The following is a 19,491-nucleotide window of genomic DNA, read 5'->3' on the forward strand; positions in this document are numbered from 1 at the left end:
TCAGGCCGCGCTCACCGCTTGTTCGCCCCCATATAGCCAAACAGGAACCCCGCCACCTTGCGCATCTGGATCTCCTCACTGCCCTCGGTGATGCGATAGCGGCGGTGGTGGCGGTAGATGTGCTCGAACGGCTTGTGGCGCGAATAGCCCATGCCGCCATGCACCTGGATGGCGCGGTCGGCGGCCTCGCAGCACAGACGGTTAGCCCAGTAGTTGCACATCGACACCTTGTCGGAGAGCGTGTGCTCGACCTGCGCCTGGGTGAGCTGGTCCATCTCCCACGCGGTCTTGCGGATCAACAGCCGCAGCATCTCGGCCTGGGTCGCCAGCTCCACCAGCGGCCACTGGATTGCCTGGTTCTCGGCCAGCGCCTTGCCGAACGGCTTGCGCTCACGCGCGTAATTCACGCTCTCGTTGATACAGTAGACGGCCGCACCGAGCGAGCTCGCCGCCTGGCGGATGCGGTTCTCGTGCACGAAGCATTGGGCCAGCGACAGCCCGCGCCCGACCTCGCCGAACAGCGCGTCCTCCGGCACGAACACGTCGGTGAAGCTGACGCGCGGATGGTCGGTCGGCATGTTGAAGGTCCAGAGATATTCCTCGACCTTCACACCCTCGGTCTTGGCCGGCACCAGGAAGCAGGTGATGCCGCGCGCATCGCCGTCATTGCCCGAGGTGCGCGCGAACAATGCGCAATGCGTGGCGACGTGCATGCCCGTGGTCCACATCTTCTCGCCGTTGATCAGCCAGCCCTTGACGTTGTCGCGGGTCGCCGGGACGGCCTTGGTCTCCATATGAGTCGCATCCGAGCCGTGATGCGGCTCGGTCAGACCAAACGTGATGCGGTACTTGCCGGTGATCGAGCCGTCGATCATCGCCTTCTGGTCGTCACGGCCGTAGCGGTCGAGCATGGTCACGATCGGCAGATTGCCGACGATCGAATGCTCGTTCTGCAGGTCGTTGTGCAGGCCGAGGCCCTTCGACGCGAAATGCTCGCGGATTACCGCCATCCAGAGGTTCGAGCCGTCCTTGCCGCCATAGCGTTTCGGGATCGCGAAGCGCAGATGGCCGGCCGCGTCGGCGCGGTCCTTGGCCTTGCGCAGCAGCCGCTCCCAGTCATGCCGCGGCAGGCCGCCATTCTCGAAATCGGTGCGCGCCCATTCGCGGCGATGATCGAAGAAGCGGATGTTGTCGTCCGCCTGCTCCAGCGGCTTGATCTCGGCGGCGATGAAGCGGTCGAGCTCGTCGAGATAGGCGATCAGTTCCTTCGGCAAGGAAAAATCCATGGCGTGTCTCCCTGTGCGTGTCGTTGTTGTTCTTGCTCTTGGTCAGGCCAGCCCGCCGCCGCGTGCTTGTGGCGCGCGGCGCGGTTGCGTATTTGGATGACCGCGCGCGCGGCGCAGGCGCTAAGCTCGCGCACGGCAGCCAATCAGAAACCAGGAGGAACGGTCGATGGAGCTGAAATTCTCGAAGGTCACGCGCAAGGGGCCGATCACAATCGTCACCCTTGCCCGTCCCGAGGTCTACAACGCGCTGCATACCGACGCACATTACGAGCTGGAGGCGGTGTTCGACGGGTTCGCCGCCGATCCCGAGCAATGGGTTGCGATTGTCACCGGCGAGGGTGACAAGGCGTTCTGCGCCGGCAACGACCTGAAATGGCAGGCGGCCGGCGGCAAGCGCGGCTGGGGCCGAAGCGGCTTCGGCGGACTGACGTCGCGCTTCGATTGCGACAAGCCGCTGATCGCCGCCGTCAACGGTGTCGCCATGGGCGGCGGTTTCGAAATCGCGCTGGCTTGCGACCTGATCATCGCCTCTGAGAATGCCACCTTCGCCTTGCCCGAGCCGCGCGTCGGTCTCGCCGCACTCGCTGGCGGCCTGCAGCGGCTGCCGCGTCAGATCGGCATGAAGCGCGCGATGGGCATGATCCTCACGGGCCGCCATGTCGGCGCGCGCGAGGGCCACGAGCTCGGCTTCGTCAACGAGGTGGTGCCGCAGGGCGAGGCGCTGGCGGCCGCCGTGCGCTGGGCCGAGACCATTGCCAGGAACTCGCCGATGTCGATCCGCGCCTCCAAGCAGGCGATCGAGAAGGGCCTGGCGGTGTCGCTGGAACAGGCGATCACCGAGCAGCGCGACTATCCGGCGGTGCAGGCGATGATTCATTCGCAGGACTACATCGAAGGGCCTAAAGCGTTCTCGGAGAAGCGGCCGCCGAAATGGCTTGGGCGGTAGAGCCTCACCGAGCTCGTCATTCCGGCGCGCGCGCAGCGCGAGCCCGGAATCCATAGCCGCGATCGTGCCTATGGATTCTGGGCTCGCGACTGCGTCGCGCGCCGGAATGACAGTGCGGGTCTGCCTCCACTCCGTCATGGCCGGGCTTGACCCGGCCATCCACGTCCTGCGGCAGATTCGTGAGAGGATGGATGCCCGGGTCAAGCCCGGGCATGACGACGGAGAGTTACACGTCATTCGTGCCTCCCCGCCTCGCGCTTGTAGGATGCGTAGTTCGGCTGATCGACGGCGAGCTTGTCGAGCGTGGTCTGCCAGAGATGCTCCTTCAGACCCGGCGTCGCGAGATCGACAGCACCGCTCGCAATCTGCTCCGCCAGTGCGCGATTGAGGTCGAGCAAGGCACCGTCCTGTCCCAGCAAATCCTTCAAACGCGCATGCTCTGCAGCCTCCGCGGGCGCCGCCTGTGTCAATTGCCGCACGACCAGATCGAGCGCGTTGATGCCGACGCGCAGCTTGAACGCCTGATGTCCCGAGATCAGCGGGGCTACATCGTTGCGAAGAAAATCGGCCACCGCCTGTACCAGCTCGGTCGGAGTCGGTTCGTCCTGCATCAGCCCTCTCCCCGCGGCGCCAGCAGCCGCAGCAGATCGATCTCAGTCTCCGACGCGCGGCGGCCGATCATGGCGCGTTCCATCGAGTGGTCGGGACCCAAGCGAAACCGCTGCATCATGCCGCAGCACATCACGCCCCAGCGCAATGTGCCCATGACCTCCCAGAACTTCACCCTGCCGGCATCGACCTTGCGGCCAGCGGCCTCGTAGCCCGCGTACAGCTCCTCGCGCGAGCCGAAGCCACCGACGGGCTTGTCGATCTCGCCGAAGCGCCAGGAGTTGACGCAGATCCAGCCGAGATCCTCCATGGGATCGCCGAGATGGGCGAGCTCCCAGTCGAGCACGGCGCGCACCCCGTCGGGGCCGATGATGAGATTGCCGTTGCGGAAATCGCCGTGCACCAGCGTGACCTCCGCCGAGGGGCCGGGATCATTGTGCGACAGCCAGCGCAACGCGAGATCGAACACCGGGCGCGGCCAGTCGAAGCTTTGATATTCGCGCGCAAGCTCCGCGATCTCCCTGACCGCGTTCATCTCGCGCAACGCCGGCAGTGCCTCGCGCCGAATGCCGTGGATGCCGGCGGCGATGCCGCCGAGCTGGCGCGCGAGACGGGGGCGCGCCTCGGCAAACTCGGCATCGCGCAGGATCTTGCGCGCGATGGTCTCGCCCTCGACGCGGCGCATGATGAAGCCGGCGCCGAGATCGTCCTCCGGCGTCAGCAGGTGCAGCACCTCGGGCGACGGCACCCCGGCGGCACGCGCCAGCCGCATCAGCGCCGCCTCGTTGTCGAGCCCGGCGGCGCGGCCAGGCGCGGCGCCATAGCCCTTCGGCGAGCGGCGCAAGATCGCACCGACATCGCCCGCGGGATGGACGATGTCGAAGCGCCACGTCTCCTGGCTGGCGCCGCCGGAGAGCTTTGCGGCGCCGTGCACGCCGGTCGCCCCCGGCATGAACGAGGCGACGCAGCGGGACAGCTCGGCCTCGATCATTGGCCCTTGAACTTGGCCGGCCGCTTCTCGAGGAACGCGGTGACGCCTTCCTTGAAATCCGACGTGCTGCCGGCGACGCGCTGCGCCTGGAATTCAGCGTTGAGCTGGTCTTCGAACGAGTTCTCGGGACTGTCCCAATACAGCTTGCGGATCTGAGACAATGCGACCGTCGGGCCATTGGCGAGCTCATGCGCGAGCTTCATCGTCTCCTCCTTCAGCGCCGCATCGTCATAGACGCGATTGACGAGCCCCCATTGCAGTGCCGTCTCGGCCGGCAGCTTCTCGCCGAGCAGCGACAGCTCGATCGCGCGCGCCTTGCCGACGAGGCGCGGCAGCAGCCAGGTCGAGCCGCAATCGGGAACGAGGCCGATGCGGCGGAAGGCTTGCAGGAAGTAGGCGGACTTGGCGCACAGGATCATGTCGCCCATCAGCGCGAAGCTCATGCCGGCGCCCGCGGCCGGGCCGTTGACCGACGTCACGATCGGGCAATGCAGGTTGCGCAGGCGGCGCAGGAACGGATGGAAGGCGGTCTCGAGCGCGGCGCCGGCATTGCTGCGGCCGGGCTTGGCCTGCGTGTTGCGGCCCTGCAGATTGGCACCGGTGCAGAACGCGCGTCCCGCGCCGGTGACGACGAGACAACGCACCTCCGCCTTCTTCTCCTCGATCTCGTCGAGTGCCTCGGCGAGCCCGCCCAGCATGTCGATCGAGACCGCGTTCATCACCTCCTGATGATCGAGCGTGAGGACGGCGACGGGCCCGTCGAAATCGAGCGTGACGTGCTTGAACTGCATGGTTTCCTCTCAAGAGCTTTTCGAGCGCTGCATTCTTTACGGCGGAAATTCGCTGCATCGCCCGGTTCGTGCAGCATATTTGATTTTTGCGCTGCGCTTGTCCATGGTTGGATCATCCCAATAACTGAAGCGGCGCGCAGCGCACTCACATCATCACGGAAACGTCCGAGAGAACCCCATGAACATGTTCGACCTCACCGGCCGCGTGGCCGTCGTCACCGGCGGCAATGGAGGCATAGGCCTCGGAATCGCCCAGGCACTTGCGTCCAGTGGCTGCAACGTCTCGATCTGGGGCCGCAACGCCGAGAAGAACAAGGCAGCCGCGGCCTCGATGGCGGCTGGTCCCGGCAAGGTCGACACCCGGGTCTGCGACGTGACGAGCCCTGCTTCCGTCAACGACGCGATGCAAGCGACGCTCGACGCCTTCGGCCGCGTCGACGGCTGCTTCGCCAATGCGGGCATCGGCGGCGGCGGCCGCAAGCCTTTCATCGAGCGCAGCGAGGAGGAATGGCGCACGATGTTCGCGACCAATCTCGACGGCGTCTTCCACGCCTTCCAGGCTGCCGCGCGGCACATGACGGCCCGGGCGGAGGCCGGTGATGCGTTCGGCCGCCTGGTCGCCACCTCGAGCCTCGCCTCGCTGTTCGGCACCGCGCGCAACGAGCACTATGCCGCGACCAAGGCCGCGATCAACGCGCTGTGCCGCGCGCTCGCGGTCGAGCTCGCACGCCACGGCGTCACCGCGAATGCGATCCTGCCCGGCTGGATCAGGAGCGACATGACCGCGGGCATCATGGGCAATGAGAAGTTCGTCGCCAACGTCATGCCGCGCATCCCGGTGCGCCGCTTCGGCGAGCCGTCGGATTTCGGCGGCATCGCCGTCTACCTCATGAGCAAGGCGTCGTCCTATCACACCGCAGACTGCTTCGTGATCGACGGCGGCTATACCGCCTTCTGACCGGCAGCAGCGACCGGTGGGCCGGTGCGCCGGTCCGCCGAACCCGGATTTGTTCCACATCCGTATTCCAAGATTTCCGAAATTTAATGCTGTCCAGGCTGCCACGCCCTCGTGACCTCGGCGTTGTCCCTCATCACATAACGAGGAGAAGCCGAGGGGAAGGAAGCCATGAAGCGAGGCGTGACGGTTTTGGCCTGTGTGTCTGCCCTGACTGTGGCCGGCTATTTCGCTATTGCGAAGTGGGGCATCCAGCACGAGAGCCGTGAGTTTTTCGATGCCGAGCGGCAGCGGCCGATCACGGTCGACGTAGCCGTGCGCACGGATTACGAGATGAAGGCCAATGCCGGGCTGTGGCGGCTCCCGGTGGCGATCATCAGCAACGGCAACACCGTCAAGAACACTGAGTATTCCTTCCTCGCGAACGTGTTCGCCGCGCGCGGCTATCTCGTCGCCAGCGTTCAGCAGGACCTGCCGACCGATCCGCCGCTCGTCACCAAGGTCGGCATGCCCTATGTCGGCCGGCTCGACGTCTACAAGAAGGGTGAGGCCAACATCCTGTGCGTGCTCAAGGAGATGAAGAAGCGCCATCCGAATGCCGACTATGAGCATCTGACCCTGGTCGGCCATTCCAACGGTGGCGACACCGCGATGTATTTCGCCAAGGAGCATCCGAACATCGTTTCGCAGGTGGTGACGCTCGACAATCTGCGGGTGCCTTTCGTGATCCGGGACAAGCTGAAGATCCTGTCGTTCCGCTCCGACGATCCGCAGTTCAAGACCGATCCCGGCGTGTTGCCATCGCAGGTCGGCAAGAAGAGCGGCATCGACATCATCAAGACCGAGTTCCAGCACACCTGGATGAGCGATCGCGGTCCCTATACGGCGCGGGAGCGGATCCAGGCGACGCTCGACAAATATCTCGGCGGCGACACCACCAGCGAGCTCGCACCGGCAGACACCGACAATCTGATCGTCACCAACGGCGCAGCGGCCCTGCCCTGATCTGACGATACGTCGGCGGGGCGGCATGCGCATGGCAGCGGCGCAATCGCGCAGCCGCCATCGCAGCCGTCAGTTCTGCGGTTTCTTGGCCGGCGGGCCGTTCTTATTCCCCGGCATTCCCTTGATATTCGACGGATCCTGAGCGCTGACGTCCGGATTATGGCGGTTGATCGTGGACGAGCCGACCGTGCCGCCTGTCGTCTCAGTGCCCGGTCCGTTCTTGTTGCCGGGCGCGCCCTGGATGCCTGCTCCGGAATTCTGCACACTCGGCGGCGGCGTGGTCTGCGGGCTGCCCTGCGCCAGCGCGGACGTAGCCGAGACGGCGAACGCGCAAGCAATCAGACTGATCATTGGTTTCATGGCGCGACCTCCATTTGTAGTTGCTGTGCTGTCCGAACGTGGCGCTGGCGGAGCCGTTCCCGGAAACATGGAGTTTCCCGCGCGAGGACGCCGATGTGCGCACCCTCTGCCCGCTTTATTGGCTTCCGGATCGCGTCACGGCCCACTACGGTCGGGGAACCGACGCACCAGAGGCCCCTACATGGAATACCTCTCCACCGATCTCAGCCCGCGCGAGCGCTACAAGATCCTGACCTCCTTCGTGCTGCCACGGCCGATCGCCTGGGTCACGACCAGGGGCGAGACCGGGGTGGTCAACGCCGCGCCGTTCTCATTCTTCAACGTGATGGGCGAGGACCCGCCGCTCTGCGTGTTCGCGATCAACCTGCGGCCGGACGGCCGGACCAAGGACACCCTGGTCAACATCCGCCGCTCAGGCGAGTTCGTGGTCCACATCACCGACGAGCCCCTGGCGCAGGCGATGCACGAGACCGGCGGCGACTTTCCGCCGGAGATCGGCGAGCCCGATCATCTCGGACTCAAGCTCGCACCCTCGCGCATGATCGGCGTGCCGCGGCTGGCGGACGCACCGTTCGCGATGGAGTGCAGGACCTGGCAGCTCATCGACGTCAACGGCGACCGCGTGCTGGTGCTCGGCGAGGGCCTCGCCTTCCACATCCGCGACGAGTTGTGGGACACCGAGAAGATGCGGGTCGAGATGGAGCTGTTCCACCCCGTGGGGCGCATGTTCGCCGACCGCTATTGCCGCACCGACGACCGCATGGATTTCCCGCCGGCGAAGGGCGCCGGCTGAGCGCTCCCGGCCGGACGCCGTCAGTAGGTCGCGGCCAGATAGCTGACGATCTTGTCGACATCGGCCGCGTCGATCGGGGCACCATAGACCTTGATCATCTTGGTGACCTCGGCCTGCCAGAACTCCTTCTTGTTCTGCATCGGCGGCTGCGTCTTGATGTAGTCGGAGGAGTGGCAGGCCGTGCAGTTGCCCTGCACGACGGCGAGGTCGGGCCCCGGCTTGAACGCCGCGGTCTCCTGCGGAACCTGATAGTTCACCGGGGCTGCGGTGAGGGCGATGGGGCTGCCCGCCAGGCAACCAAGCCCGGCAGCCAGCGAGGCGATGAGGAACGACATCCGTTGCATGGTCATCCTCCTCAGGCCGCCGTGACGCGGACGGTTTCGACGACATTGCGCAGATAGCCGGCCGGATTCCAGCGCGGCGTCTCCGGCTGGGTCTCGCCGGAATTGCTCGTGGCCCGCACCTTGAGATCGTGGGATCCCGCGGCAAGCTTCACCGGCAGCTTCCACTCGCGGAAGGAATATTTCCCGAGGTCCTTGCCGAGCCGGGCATCGGTCCAGCTCTGGCCACCGTCGGTCGAAACGGCAACCTGCCTGATCCCGGCCCCGCCGTCGAATGCGATACCGCGCAGCGTTGCCCTGCCTGCCTTCAGCTTCGCGCCATCGGCCAGGCTGGTGATGAACGAGCGGACCGTGAAGCGGTTGATCGGGATCGTCGCTTTCGGCGTGGTCCCGGGCTCCACGGCGTTGTTCGGCGTGTCCGGGATGCGATAGGCCGATTTCATCCAGAAGCCGTCAAAGACGTTGTCGATGACGGTGATCTCGTTGAGGTGCTTGACCCAGTAGGTGCCGTAGTAGCCGGGTACGATCAGGCGCAGCGGAAAGCCGTTGAGGAACGGCAGATCCTCGCCGTTCATGCCATAGGCCAGCATGACCTCGCCATTCATGGCGTGATCGAGGTCGAGCGCCTTGACGAAATCCGGCGTCTTGTCGATCACCGGGCCATCCATGCCGCCGAAGGTGACCTGTCTGGCGCCGGCCTGGACACCCGCCATGTCGAGCACGGTCTTGAGCGGCACGCCCCGCCAGCGCGCATTGCCCATGGCGCCGTTGCCGAGCTGGCCGCCGGCGACGCGCGGCTCGAAGAAGCCGCGGCTGTTGCCGGAGCACTGGTTGACGGCGACGATCTCGGTCGCCTTCATCCTGCGGATGTCCTTGAGCGACAGCTTCAGCGGCTTGTCGACCTTGCCCTTGATCTCGAGCGTGAACTTGTCCGGGTCGAGATCGTAAGGCAGTCCCGCCAGATGATAGCGGACAAAGAAGGCGTTGTTCGGCGTGATCCCGCCGTCGTTGAACACTGCGAATGGCGTTTCGAGTTGCGGCGGCCGGCTGGTCAGGCCGATCATCGGCCGCTTCTGCGGATACTTCACCAGCGGACGCTCGCCGTTGGCGAAGGGCAACGTCACCGTCTCCTCGGCCAGCGCACGGGTCGCGCCGAAGCTGCCCAGCAAAGCTGCCATCCCCGCTCCCTTGAGCAGATCACGTCTGTCGATCATGGGTCTCCCTCCGGAGTGGTGGTTCTCGCCAGGGGTCATCACCTCGGGACGAGTTGGTCAGCACACGGCATGCATTGCGGCGCCAGATGATTGTTGCACGATTCTCTCGTGACAAGAAAAGACGTGATGTCAGAGATCAAACCATCGCGATTCATCGCACTGCGGCAAAAATGAAGACCGCGCGTGGGTGACGGAGTGCGCACGCGAGTCGTGCCGGCGAAAGGGCGGTTCGCGGGTCGCGTCGTCCTTGCGAGCGAAGCAATCCAGAGTCCCGCGTCGACTCTGGATTGCTTCGTCGCTGCGCTCCTCGCAATGACGGGTGTTAGCCCGGGTGCCTGGATCGTGGCGGATTTGTAGCCCGGATGAGCGGCTGACGTCCGTAGGGTGGGCAAAGCGGCGCCATCAGGCGGCGCGTGCCCACCGGCGGTTGATGTGAGGGAGCGCGGTGGGCACGGCGCGTCGCACAGATGTGAACGCCAACAATGATGGAAGGCGCGCCTTTGCCCACCCTACGACACGACGACCGAACTACCCGCCCTGCCCGATCTTGTCCTGCGTCTTGGTATCGAAATCGCCGGCGTCGTGGCGCTCGTGGAGCTGGCTCTTGGGATCGCCGGAGACGCGGTTGACCATGCGGCCGCGCTTCACAGGGGTGCGCTGCGCGATCTGGTCGGTCCAGCGCTGGACGTGTCTGTAGTCCTGCACCGAGAGGAATTCGCCGCCTTCGTAGAGTAAACCCTTGGCGAGCGCGCCGTACCACGGCCACACCGCGATGTCGGCAATGGTATAGTCGGGGCCGGCGAGATACTCGCTTTCGGCCAGGCGGCGGTCGAGCACATCGAGCTGGCGCTTGACCTCCATCGCGAAGCGGTCGATGGCATATTCGATCTTGGTCGGCGCATAGGCATAGAAGTGGCCGAAGCCGCCGCCGAGATAGGGCGCGGCGCCCATCTGCCAGAACAGCCAGGACAGGCATTCGGCGCGCTTGGCCGGCTCGGTCGGCAGGAAGGCGCCGAACTTCTCGGCCAGATAGACCAGGATCGCGCCGGACTCGAACACGCGGATCGGCTCGGGCCCGCTGCGATCCAGCAGCGCCGGGATCTTGGAATTGGGATTGATGGCGACGAAGCCCGAACCGAACTGATCGCCCTCGCCGATCCGGATCAGCCAGGCATCGTATTCGGCGCCGCTGTGGCCCAGCGCCAGCAGCTCCTCGAGCATCACGGTGACCTTCACGCCGTTCGGCGTTCCCAGAGAATAGAGCTGCAAGGGATGACGGCCGACAGGCAATTCCTTCTCGTGGGTCGGACCTGCGATCGGCCGGTTGATGTTGGCGAAGCGGCCGCCGCTGGCCTTGTTCCAGGTCCAGACCTTGGGCGGCACATAGCTGTTCTGTTCGGACACGGCAGACTCCGGCATGAGCGTCAGGAGCGAGCGTTTTAGGCGCATATGCCGTCGAGCGGAAGCCACACCGCGCGCGGGCGCCATCAGCATTTTCTGCATTGCGCGGTCGAACCTGCGATGACAGAACGGAGACAAGACAACAATGACGGTCCGTCATGGGCCCGCTCCTGGAAACGCCGATGACTGCAACTACCCTGCCCCCCGACCGCATTCCCGTGATCGTCGGCGTGGGCGAGATCGTCGATCGCCCGAAGGACATTCGCGACGGTCTGGAGCCGCTGGCGCTGCTCGAACAGGCGATCCGCCGCGCGGAAAATGACGCGGGCGCCAAGCTCGTCCATGACACCGGCTCGCTCGACGTCGTCAACTTCCTGAGCTGGCGCTACCGCGCCCCCGAGCAGCTTCTCGCGCAGCGGTTGGGCGTCGCGCCGGCGCACTGCCATTATGGTCCGGTCGGCGGCGAGAGCCCGATCCGCTTTCTGCACGAGGCCGCCTTGCGCATCGCGCGCGGCGAATGCGAGGTCGCCGTGGTCTGCGGCGCCGAGGCGCAATCGACCGCGACCAAGGCCGAGCGTGCCGGCATCACTCTGCCGTGGACGCCGTTCGCCCATGATGTCGAGGAGCCGAAGCGCGGCGCCGCATTCCAGAAGCCGCTGGCGGTGAAGCTCGGCGTGTTCCGTCCGGTCTCGGTCTATCCGTTCTACGAGGTCGCGAGCGCGGCAAAATGGGGCCAGACGCCGCGGCAGGCGCTCGCCGAATCCGGCGAGCTGTGGTCGCGCTTTTCGGCGGTCGCCGCCTACAATCCCAACGCCTGGCTGAAGCGGCACTTCGCGCCCGACGAGATCACGACGCCGTCGGCCGACAATCGCCCGATCGCCTGGCCCTACACCAAGCTGATGGTCGCCAATCCCATGGTCAACATGGGCGCGGCGCTGATCCTGACCAGCCTCGCCAAGGCGCGCGCCGCCAGCATCGCCGACAGCCGCATGATCTATCCGCTCGGCGGCGCATCAGCGGAGGATCCGCGCGACTATCTCACGCGCGACCAGTTCGCCGAGAGCCATCCGCAGAACGCTGTATTGCGGGCTGCGATGAACATCGCCGGTGGCAGCGGCGCCGCGTTCGACGCCATCGAGCTCTACAGCTGCTTTCCCTGCGTGCCGAAGATGGCACGGCGAACCCTCGGCCTCGGCGCCGACGTCGAGCCCACCGTCACCGGCGGGCTGACCTTCTTCGGCGCGCCGCTCAACACCTACATGACGCATGCCGCCTGCGCGATGGTGCGGCGGCTGCGCGGCGGCGCCAAGCGCGGCCTGCTGTACGGCCAGGGCGGCTTCGTCACCAAGCATCATGCGCTGGTGATCTCGCGCGAGCCGCCGTCGTCCCTGTCACAGGAGGTGAGCGTGCAGGCCGAGGCGGACCGGCACCGCGCCGTCGCGCCGGAGTTCGTCAGCGAGGCCAGCGGCGGCGGCAGGGTCGAGAGCTTCACCGCGCTGTTCGATCGCAACGGCGAGGTTGAGCATGGCGTGGTGATGCTGCGCACCGAGCAGGACGCGCGCACGCTGGCGCGCGTGCCGGCGCAGGACGCAGCCACGCTGGCGCGGCTGATGGATCAGGACAGGTCGCCGGTCGGCTTGCTCGGCACGATCACGATGGCCGCGGATGGCGTGCCGGAGTGGCGGGCGAATTAGTCCGCTTCCGTCACCTCACACCTCCCGCGCCTCGTGCTGCCAGCGTGCATAGGCCGTATCCCAATCAGGATCGCGCTCCGCCACGAAGCCGAGCGTTCGGCCGCCGCCGAGGTCGCGGAAGCCGATCATGGCGCGCCGGTGCGCGCCGCTTCTGACATAGACGCGCATGCTGGCTTCGTCGGTCCAGACCGTCAGCGTGTGATAGATGCCATTCACCGGACGAAGCTCGACGCGCAGATTTCCGGGAGCGGCGCGCGCCTGGCGGACGGCGCGCAGCGTGTGCCACCAGAATCGCGCCAGCCGAGTGAGGCCGCGATGCGGGCGGAAGCCGGTGACGGACACGTAGACGCTCATGGCGCGCTCCTGGATCGCACCCCGTCGCGGGGGGAACGGTCGCGCCGGCGGGTGTGAGCACAACGCTGCTCACCGCGTCCTGGATGTCGGCGCGCAGATCACGGTCCGGCGGTCAGCGCCCACTTCGCCTGGGCTTCACGTCGGCAGGCACCGTGCCGGTGGTCTCCTCAGCCGCCGGGGGCGAGCTGTTGTCGCCCGCCAATTGCCGGTCGCGCTTGAGCGCGACGGCCTCATCCCGCCGCGCGGCCGCAACCGCCGATTCCGGATCCAGCTTGAGCGCCTGGTTGAAGTCGGCGAGCGCGCGGTCGTAGCTTCCCTTTTCCAGCCACACCGCGCCGCGGTCGCTGTACGTCGCGGCATCGTTGAAGCCCATGCGCACGGCGTGGTCGAGATCGACGAGGGCCTCGTCCAGATCTCCCTTGCGCTGGAACGCCAGTCCACGATCGTGAAACAGCATCGGGTTGTTCGGATCGAGCCGGATCGCCCGCTCATAATCGCCAAGCGCCCGGTCGAAGCGGCCCATGCGGACCAGATCCCTGGCGCGGTAGCGATAGAGATCGGCATTGCGGGGCGCGAGCCGGATCGCCTCGTCGAGATCGGCGACGGCCCCTTCGACATCGCCCTGGCGGCTGCGGTCCATCGCGCGCTTCACCAGGGATGCGGCGGTCATCGGTTCGGCCGGGACGACCGGCTCTGCGGCTTGCGGCGCAGGCGCCTCCATCGCCGGGGGCTGCACCGGCAGCACGGCTCCGGTCGCATCCTGGACGGCAGGCGCCGGGATGGTCTCACCTGCGACCTTGCGCTGCGGCGCGGATCGGGCCTGCGGCGACGGTGTCACGATCGAGCGCGTCGCCTGCCTGCTCATCCAGTCACCGGCGGAGGGCAACAGCAGAATCTCGAGGCCGATCAGGATCGCGCTGAGCACGGCGGTCGCCGCGGTGAACTGCAGGATGGCGTCCCAGCGCTCGCGGCGGACGCGATCGCGCTCGGCGGCAAGATCGGCGTCGTATTCGGCGCGCAGGCCAGGGTCGCGCAGCACGTTGTAGGCGACGATGATCATCTTGAGCTGATGCTCCGACGCCGCATCGGCGCCGCCCCGGAGGTCGGGATGGTGCGCCTTGGCGGCCAGGCGGAACGCCCGCTTGATCGTGTCGAGATCGGCCCGCGGCGATACGCCGAGCACCTCGTAATGCGTCTTCATGGTGCGATCCCGTGCCTCTCTACCGAGGCCGGTTCGGGATCACGCGGGGAGCAGGTCGAGCGCATAATGGGCGCCATCGCGGGTGAGCCTGCCAAACGCGGCCCACGGAAAATGAGATCCACAAACCAACATCTTTTCTGCAACGATACGATCGAGCAATCTGCGCCGGCTGACCTCGGCAGCCGGGCCGTCCTGGTCATACGCGCCGTGCCATTCGGGATGGCGCAGGCACAACGCCGGCACATAGGCGGTGTCGCCCGAGATCATCAGTTGCTCCGCTCCGGAGCTGAGATGAAAGGCGGTGTGCCCCGGCGTATGTCCGGGGACGCTGACGAAGCGGATGCCCGGCACCACCTCGTCCTCGCCCTCGACCGGCAGCACGTTCTTCCACCCCGGGATCACGCTCTGGATGCGGCGCGCCAGCGACTGCCGCCACGGGGGCAGTCGGCTGGTCAGAGATGCGTCGGTCCAGAACTTGTATTCCGCCGCGGCCACGATGATCTCGGCGGTCGGAAACACCGGCGCGTTGGTGTCCTCGCCGAGCAGTCCGAAGATGTGATCGGGATGGAAGTGCGAGATCAGGATGGTGTCGATGTCCTCCGGGCGAATGCCGGCTGCTTTCAGATTGTCCAGCATGCGACCTGAAATGAAGATCGAGTCGGAATTGTAGCCCTGCACCTGGCCGCCGCCGCCGGCATCGCACAGCACGGTCTTGCCCTTCAGCCGCACCACGAAGGTGGAGATCGGGATCGGGACGAAGGCGGAGCTCAGGCCTGCGGCGTGCAGCGCCTGCTTGACGTCGCCGATGCTGGCGTTGCCGATGAAGCCGGCCTCGTGCGGCTTTTCCCAGATCCCGTCATAGAGGGCGATCACCTCGGCCTCGCCGATCGTGATCCGGCGATAGCCGGGCGTGGGATCCTCAGTGCGGCGGCGCGGCTTGGCGGCAACGACGGCAAGCCCCGCATCGAGACCGAGGGCGGCCGCAGCCGTCGCGGCCGATAGCACCAAGGTCCTGCGCGAAGGGCCGCTCGCAATCACATTGCCTGCCACTAAATGTACCGCTGGTTGAATAAATATCTAACACAAGTTAACCTCTGCACCTTAGCGGGATTATGGCGCGACAACGGCCTTTCTGGCCGGGGCGTCAGGTGTGGGGAGTCTGCAACGGTCGGGGATGATCCCGTCGAGCGGGGCGCCGCCTGACGAACGGCGCAGGCATGTGCGTTCCGCGCCGGCGCGGCTCGCCGGGGGCGCCATCGGTTCTGCGTACGGCTATCGGCAGGCTGTGTCGTTCGATGATCGAATGGGACAGCGGCCCATCTCGGCCGCTGTCGCCCGCTTCGTCATGCCTATCAGGCGGCGCGAACGGATTGCAGGAAGCGGCTGACCTCCTGCTTGAGCCGGTTGCTGTCGCCGGAGAGCTGGCGCGCGGCGCTGAGCACCTGCCCCGAGGTGTCGCCGGTCTCGCTGGCGCCGCGCTGGACGTTGGCGATGTTGGCGGACACCTGCTGTGTACCCGCGGCGGCGTGCTGGATGTTGCGCGAGATCTCGGCGGTTGCGGCGCCCTGCTCCTCGACCGCGGCCGCCACCGTCGCGGCGATCTCCGACAGCCGCTCGATCGTCGTCGAGATCTCCCTGATGGCACCGACCGACTCCTGCGTGGCCCCCTGGATGCCGGAAATCTGTTGGCCGATCTCGCCGGTCGCCTTTGCAGTCTGTTCGGCCAGCGCCTTGACCTCGGAGGCGACGACGGCAAAGCCGCGGCCGGCTTCGCCCGCCCGTGCGGCCTCGATGGTGGCATTGAGCGCCAGCAGATTGGTCTGCCCGGCGATCGTGTTGATCAGTTCGACGACGTCGCCAATGCGGGTCGCCGCCTTCGACAACTCGCCGACGCGATCATTGGTGCGGCGGGCCTGCTCGACCGCATCGGAGGCGATGCGCGCCGACTCCTGCACCTGGCGGCTGATCTCACGGACCGACGAGGTGAGCTCCTCGGTCGCCGAGGCGACGGCCTGAACGTTGGCCGACGCCTCTTCGGAGGCCGCGGCGACGGTGGTGGACAGCTCCTGCCCCCGCACGGCGGTGCTCGACAGCGAATTGGCCGAACTCTCGAGCTCGCTGGAGGCCGAGGACACCGTATTGACGATGTTGCCAATGGCCCCTTCGAAACTGTTGGCAAGCTCTGACATCTCCCGCTTGCGCGAGGCGGCTGCGCGCCGCTCCTGCTCACCGAGCTCCCTGGCGTTGAACCGCACCATCGTCTGCACGGTCTGCAGGTTACGCAGCGCGCGGCCGATCTCGTCGTCGCGCTCGATGCGCATGCGGGTGTCGAGCTTGCCCTGAGTGATGCTTTCCATCGTCTCGTTCAGATGATCGAGCGGCGCCACGATCACGTTCATCGTGCGCAGCCCGACCAGGCCGCACAGCACGACACCAGCGGCAGCAATCGCCACGGCGGTCATTCCGGCGAGCCCGCCCTCCCCGAACGAAATGACGCCAAGCACGAGCAGGAACAGTGTCTGCAATCCAACCAGCGTTCGCAGCCTTGCCGCGATCGTGCCGGCGAACATCGAGAGATGGTCGAACACCGAGCGGCGGCGGACGATGCCGTCGTCGATCTTGTAACCATGTGGCCGCTTTTCGCGAATCGCCGCATAGACCTGCTCGGCCTCGGCGCGCTGGTCGGCGGGCAGCTTGGTGCGCACCGAGGTGTAGCCGACGACCTGGCCGTCTTTGCAGATCGGCGACGCCGTCGCCAGCACCCAGTAATAGTCGCCATTCTTGCGGCGGTTCTTGACCGCGCCGACCCAGGGACGGCCGGCCTTGAGCGTGGTCCAGAGATTGTCGAAGGCTTCAGGCGGCATGTCGGGATGGCGCACGATGTTGTGCGGCTGCCCCATCAGTTCGGCTTCGGTGAAGCCGGCCGCGTCGACAAAATCCTGGTTGAAGAAGGTCAACTTGCCCTTCGTGTCGGTCTTGGACACGATCAGCGTGTCATCCGTGATCGGATACTCGACGTTGGTGACGGGCAAATTCTTACGCATGGCGAGTCTTTCAATCGACGATGATGGCCGTGAGCCGTGCCGGCACTGGCATGACTAATTTTGTTGCAAGAGATGCATCGATCGTCGCAGTCGCCGATTAACCTAAGATAAAATGCCGCCACCGTTGAAATACGGGCGCTGGCGCTCATTGATGGCAGTTGCAAATCGCGCAAGACCTGTAGCCGGTGTGTCGCCACACGAGTGCAGACAGAACGGCGCATCCATGTTGCCGCCGTTGACGGAGCGCACAGATCGTTGCGCTCCTGGCCGCTCGGGATCTCAGGCGGCGCGAACCGTTTGCGGGAAGCGCGTCGCCGATGCGGGTCGCGGCCCTCGACAGCTCGCCGAGGCGATCGGTGGTCGAGCGCGACTGGCCGACTGACTCGCCCGCCTTCCGCGCCGACCGGCCCACGAAAAAGGGCGCGGCCTCCCGGCTACGCCCTGGTCTCGTTGGAATCTGCCCGCCGGGATCAGGCGGCGCGCACGGTGTCCAGGAAACGTCCGACCTCGAGCTTGAGGCGGTTGCTGTCGCCGGACAGCATCTGCGCCGCCGAGAGCACCTGGGACGACGCCGAGCCGGTCTCGCTGGCACCGCGCTGCACCTCGGCGATATTGGACGACACCTGCTGCGTGCCGATCGATGCCTGCTGGATGTTGCGCGAGATCTCCTGCGTCGCCGCGCCCTGCTCCTCCACCGCGGCGGCGATGGCCGAGGAAATCTCCGACAGCTTCTCGATGGTGCCGGAGATCTCGCGGATGGCACCAACGGATTCCTGCGTCGCTGTCTGGATGCTGCCGATCTGCTGGCCGATCTCGCCGGTGGCCTTGGCGGTCTGCTCGGCCAGCGCCTTCACCTCGGAGGCGACCACGGCAAAACCACGGCCGGCTTCACCTGCCCTGGCGGCCTCGATGGTCGCATTGAGCGCCAGCAGATTGGTCTGGCCGGCGATGGTGTTGATCAGCTCGACGACGTCGCCGATGCGGGTCGCGGCCTTCGACAATTCGCCGACGCGATCATTGGTCCGCCGCGCCTGGTCGACGGCATCGCTGGCCATGCGCGCGGACTCCTGCACCTGCCGGCTGATCTCGGTGACCGAGGAGGCCATCTCCTCGGTGGCGGAAGCGACCGACTGGACATTGGTCGAGGCTTCCTCGGAGGCTGCGGCAACCGTGGTCGCCAATGTCTGCGAGCGCGCGGCGGTCGAGCTCAGCGACGTGGCCGACGCCTCCAGCTCGGTCGAGGCATGCGACACGGTGCCGACGATCTGCCCGACGGCCTGCTCGAAGCCGTCGGCCATCTGATGCATCTCGGCGCGGCGCTTCTCGGCCATCAGCTTGTCCATCGCGATCTTGGCCTCGGCCTCCTGCTGCGCCTTCTCGGCCAGCATCACCTTGATCTGGTTGACGGCCTGCGCCGTATCGCCGATCTCGTCGCCGCGGCCCTCGCCGGAGATGGCTACATCCTCTCCCTTTGCCATGCGCTGCAGCACGGCGACCAGCGCGCGCATCGGCTTGGCAATGCCGTACTGGCCGATGACGAAGCCGAGCGACAGACCGGCGATGATGCTGATGGCGGAGAGGACCATCAACCTGTGTGATGTTTCGACATACTCATCAGCCGACGACTTGGCCAATTCTTCGACGCGGTGATCTACCTGCTCGGCCACTGCCCGCATCTTGGCTCGGAGCGTCTCGGCAACGGCATCACTGGCCTTGACCGTTTCGAGCAACTTCTGAGCGGAGTCGCTGATCTGGTTGGAGGACGCCGCCTCCACCACGGCCAGCGTCTTGCCGATACTTATCTGATAGGCTGCGAATGCGTCTCGAACGCCGCCGAGCATCGCCTGGGTTTCCTGGTCATTCGTCTTTGAGACTTCGTCCAACCGTTCCTTGAACGCCTTCATCTGCTCGTCGATGATGTGATGCGCTGCGTTGCGGTTGTCGTCGCGAGGATCGAGTGCGCTACGGAACTCAGCGCCGACGATGGACGCCACATTCGTGTTGGCTCGCGCGGCCAGCATCGAGCGCCGAGCAGCCCGCGCCATGCGCTCGGCGTTCTCGTTGAGATCGCGCAATGCACCGGCGGCGATGTAGCTCAGGGCACCCATCATGGCGCTGAGCAGGAGCACGATCGTAAGAATCTTAGTCAGGACGCGAAAGCGCGAAAGAAACGACATCTACAACCTCTCATGAAGGCCGATGACGTCAAACGAAGCCGAGACTACGTCGAGGACGCAATCGAAGTCGCTCCTGCATCACCGGTGATGTTGGGTGAGCCGACCTTGTTGCGCTTGAATCGAAAAAAATCTTAATTTTCTCGACCGTAAAAATTCGGATCAAATGATACGCGCGGACGGTATTTTTCCCCGCCGCGCGCTCGCCCCGATAGACAGCCACGGTAGTGGCCAACCGCTGCGAGCGCTCGGCCACCGAGGGTCGGGGATCTTCACCGAGGCTTCGAACTCACCGGAGGCAGAGGACGCGCACGCCGACGATCCGCGAGCCC

General features: G+C 66.0%; 18 protein-coding genes. 5 read left to right on the plus strand and 13 right to left on the minus strand.

What is annotated here, in order from left to right:
* Positions 1 to 11 precede the first annotated feature (11 nt).
* Positions 12 to 1,286, minus strand: a complete 1,275-nt coding sequence (locus ACQR1D_RS28080; protein WP_434840177.1) for an acyl-CoA dehydrogenase family protein — start codon at positions 1,284 to 1,286, stop codon at positions 12 to 14.
* A gap of 166 nt (positions 1,287 to 1,452) precedes the next feature.
* On the opposite strand from ACQR1D_RS28080, the gene ACQR1D_RS28085 reads away from it, so the two are divergent.
* The gene (locus tag ACQR1D_RS28085) at positions 1,453 to 2,232 is read left to right on the plus strand and encodes an enoyl-CoA hydratase-related protein (protein WP_434840176.1); all 780 of its coding nucleotides are present in this window, start codon (positions 1,453 to 1,455) and stop codon (positions 2,230 to 2,232) included.
* A gap of 233 nt (positions 2,233 to 2,465) precedes the next feature.
* On the opposite strand, the gene ACQR1D_RS28090 is transcribed toward ACQR1D_RS28085, so the two are convergent.
* The 3 genes from ACQR1D_RS28090 to ACQR1D_RS28100 are packed head-to-tail and all read right to left on the minus strand — an operon-like array spanning position 2,466 to position 4,623.
* Positions 2,466 to 2,843 (minus strand): DUF6285 domain-containing protein, encoded by a 378-nt coding sequence (locus ACQR1D_RS28090; RefSeq protein ID WP_315801304.1) that lies wholly within the window; start codon positions 2,841 to 2,843, stop codon positions 2,466 to 2,468.
* Complete coding sequence (locus ACQR1D_RS28095) at positions 2,843 to 3,832, minus strand: phosphotransferase family protein (RefSeq protein WP_315801305.1); 990 nt, start codon at positions 3,830 to 3,832, stop codon at positions 2,843 to 2,845. The genes ACQR1D_RS28090 and ACQR1D_RS28095 overlap by 1 nt, the downstream gene beginning before the upstream one ends.
* Positions 3,829 to 4,623: an enoyl-CoA hydratase/isomerase gene (locus ACQR1D_RS28100; protein ID WP_315801306.1), complete on the minus strand. Its 795-nt coding sequence runs from the start codon at positions 4,621 to 4,623 to the stop codon at positions 3,829 to 3,831. The genes ACQR1D_RS28095 and ACQR1D_RS28100 overlap by 4 nt, the downstream gene beginning before the upstream one ends.
* Before the next feature lie 178 nt (positions 4,624 to 4,801).
* Between ACQR1D_RS28100 and ACQR1D_RS28105 the strand changes: the two genes are divergently transcribed.
* Positions 4,802 to 5,581, plus strand: coding sequence for an SDR family NAD(P)-dependent oxidoreductase (locus tag ACQR1D_RS28105; RefSeq protein ID WP_315801307.1), 780 nt, complete (start codon positions 4,802 to 4,804; stop codon positions 5,579 to 5,581).
* A 168-nt stretch (positions 5,582 to 5,749) separates the two neighbouring features.
* A complete protein-coding gene (locus ACQR1D_RS28110) occupies positions 5,750 to 6,583 on the plus strand; it encodes an alpha/beta hydrolase (RefSeq protein ID WP_315801308.1) in 834 nt (277 codons plus the stop codon).
* A gap of 69 nt (positions 6,584 to 6,652) precedes the next feature.
* On the opposite strand, the gene ACQR1D_RS28115 is transcribed toward ACQR1D_RS28110, so the two are convergent.
* Positions 6,653 to 6,943 (minus strand): hypothetical protein, encoded by a 291-nt coding sequence (locus tag ACQR1D_RS28115; protein WP_315801309.1) that lies wholly within the window; start codon positions 6,941 to 6,943, stop codon positions 6,653 to 6,655.
* Between the two features lie 181 nt (positions 6,944 to 7,124).
* On the opposite strand from ACQR1D_RS28115, the gene ACQR1D_RS28120 reads away from it, so the two are divergent.
* On the plus strand, positions 7,125 to 7,736 hold the full coding sequence (locus ACQR1D_RS28120) for a flavin reductase family protein (RefSeq protein ID WP_315801310.1): 612 nt from the start codon (positions 7,125 to 7,127) through the stop codon (positions 7,734 to 7,736).
* Positions 7,737 to 7,756: 20 nt separating this feature from the next.
* Here ACQR1D_RS28120 and ACQR1D_RS28125 read toward each other — a convergent pair whose 3' ends face one another.
* The 3 genes from ACQR1D_RS28125 to yghU all read right to left on the minus strand — a co-directional run bounded on the left by ACQR1D_RS28125 (position 7,757) and on the right by yghU (position 10,695).
* On the minus strand, positions 7,757 to 8,086 hold the full coding sequence (locus ACQR1D_RS28125; protein ID WP_410051476.1) for a cytochrome c: 330 nt from the start codon (positions 8,084 to 8,086) through the stop codon (positions 7,757 to 7,759).
* A gap of 5 nt (positions 8,087 to 8,091) precedes the next feature.
* Complete coding sequence (locus tag ACQR1D_RS28130) at positions 8,092 to 9,291, minus strand: molybdopterin-dependent oxidoreductase (protein WP_434840175.1); 1,200 nt, start codon at positions 9,289 to 9,291, stop codon at positions 8,092 to 8,094.
* Positions 9,292 to 9,819: 528 nt separating this feature from the next.
* A complete protein-coding gene (gene yghU, locus ACQR1D_RS28135) occupies positions 9,820 to 10,695 on the minus strand; it encodes a glutathione-dependent disulfide-bond oxidoreductase (RefSeq protein WP_316183439.1) in 876 nt (291 codons plus the stop codon).
* 179 nt (positions 10,696 to 10,874) lie between these two features.
* Between yghU and ACQR1D_RS28140 the strand changes: the two genes are divergently transcribed.
* Positions 10,875 to 12,386, plus strand: coding sequence for an acetyl-CoA acetyltransferase (locus ACQR1D_RS28140; RefSeq protein ID WP_434840174.1), 1,512 nt, complete (start codon positions 10,875 to 10,877; stop codon positions 12,384 to 12,386).
* A gap of 15 nt (positions 12,387 to 12,401) precedes the next feature.
* Here ACQR1D_RS28140 and ACQR1D_RS28145 read toward each other — a convergent pair whose 3' ends face one another.
* The 5 genes from ACQR1D_RS28145 to ACQR1D_RS28165 form a co-directional block, all read right to left on the minus strand.
* The gene (locus ACQR1D_RS28145; RefSeq protein WP_315801315.1) at positions 12,402 to 12,740 is read right to left on the minus strand and encodes an antibiotic biosynthesis monooxygenase family protein; all 339 of its coding nucleotides are present in this window, start codon (positions 12,738 to 12,740) and stop codon (positions 12,402 to 12,404) included.
* Between the two features lie 112 nt (positions 12,741 to 12,852).
* On the minus strand, positions 12,853 to 13,941 hold the full coding sequence (locus ACQR1D_RS28150) for a J domain-containing protein (protein ID WP_315801316.1): 1,089 nt from the start codon (positions 13,939 to 13,941) through the stop codon (positions 12,853 to 12,855).
* Positions 13,942 to 13,980: 39 nt separating this feature from the next.
* The gene (locus ACQR1D_RS28155) at positions 13,981 to 14,946 is read right to left on the minus strand and encodes an MBL fold metallo-hydrolase (protein WP_434840173.1); all 966 of its coding nucleotides are present in this window, start codon (positions 14,944 to 14,946) and stop codon (positions 13,981 to 13,983) included.
* Between the two features lie 347 nt (positions 14,947 to 15,293).
* Positions 15,294 to 16,985, minus strand: a complete 1,692-nt coding sequence (locus ACQR1D_RS28160; RefSeq protein ID WP_316183444.1) for a methyl-accepting chemotaxis protein — start codon at positions 16,983 to 16,985, stop codon at positions 15,294 to 15,296.
* 470 nt (positions 16,986 to 17,455) lie between these two features.
* Positions 17,456 to 19,162, minus strand: coding sequence for a methyl-accepting chemotaxis protein (locus tag ACQR1D_RS28165; protein ID WP_434840172.1), 1,707 nt, complete (start codon positions 19,160 to 19,162; stop codon positions 17,456 to 17,458).
* Positions 19,163 to 19,491: the final 329 nt, after the last annotated feature.

Origin of the sequence: Bradyrhizobium sp. HKCCYLRH2047 (assembly GCF_051168175.1) — a bacterium.
Lineage (GTDB): Bacteria > Pseudomonadota > Alphaproteobacteria > Rhizobiales > Xanthobacteraceae > Bradyrhizobium.

Bases quoted from the DNA above. Each gene is read 5' to 3' on its own strand.
- ACQR1D_RS28080 (WP_434840177.1), bottom strand. From the start codon at position 1,286: ATGGATTTTTCCTTGCCGAAGGAACTGATCGCCTATCTCGACGAGCTC.
- ACQR1D_RS28085 (WP_434840176.1), top strand. From the start codon at position 1,453: ATGGAGCTGAAATTCTCGAAGGTCACGCGCAAGGGGCCGATCACAATC.
- ACQR1D_RS28090 (WP_315801304.1), bottom strand. From the start codon at position 2,843: ATGCAGGACGAACCGACTCCGACCGAGCTGGTACAGGCGGTGGCCGAT.
- ACQR1D_RS28095 (WP_315801305.1), bottom strand. From the start codon at position 3,832: ATGATCGAGGCCGAGCTGTCCCGCTGCGTCGCCTCGTTCATGCCGGGG.
- ACQR1D_RS28100 (WP_315801306.1), bottom strand. From the start codon at position 4,623: ATGCAGTTCAAGCACGTCACGCTCGATTTCGACGGGCCCGTCGCCGTC.
- ACQR1D_RS28105 (WP_315801307.1), top strand. From the start codon at position 4,802: ATGAACATGTTCGACCTCACCGGCCGCGTGGCCGTCGTCACCGGCGGC.
- ACQR1D_RS28110 (WP_315801308.1), top strand. From the start codon at position 5,750: ATGAAGCGAGGCGTGACGGTTTTGGCCTGTGTGTCTGCCCTGACTGTG.
- ACQR1D_RS28115 (WP_315801309.1), bottom strand. From the start codon at position 6,943: ATGAAACCAATGATCAGTCTGATTGCTTGCGCGTTCGCCGTCTCGGCT.
- ACQR1D_RS28120 (WP_315801310.1), top strand. From the start codon at position 7,125: ATGGAATACCTCTCCACCGATCTCAGCCCGCGCGAGCGCTACAAGATC.
- ACQR1D_RS28125 (WP_410051476.1), bottom strand. From the start codon at position 8,086: ATGACCATGCAACGGATGTCGTTCCTCATCGCCTCGCTGGCTGCCGGG.
- ACQR1D_RS28130 (WP_434840175.1), bottom strand. From the start codon at position 9,291: ATGATCGACAGACGTGATCTGCTCAAGGGAGCGGGGATGGCAGCTTTG.
- ACQR1D_RS28140 (WP_434840174.1), top strand. From the start codon at position 10,875: ATGACTGCAACTACCCTGCCCCCCGACCGCATTCCCGTGATCGTCGGC.
- ACQR1D_RS28145 (WP_315801315.1), bottom strand. From the start codon at position 12,740: ATGAGCGTCTACGTGTCCGTCACCGGCTTCCGCCCGCATCGCGGCCTC.
- ACQR1D_RS28150 (WP_315801316.1), bottom strand. From the start codon at position 13,941: ATGAAGACGCATTACGAGGTGCTCGGCGTATCGCCGCGGGCCGATCTC.
- ACQR1D_RS28160 (WP_316183444.1), bottom strand. From the start codon at position 16,985: ATGCGTAAGAATTTGCCCGTCACCAACGTCGAGTATCCGATCACGGAT.
- ACQR1D_RS28165 (WP_434840172.1), bottom strand. From the start codon at position 19,162: ATGTCGTTTCTTTCGCGCTTTCGCGTCCTGACTAAGATTCTTACGATC.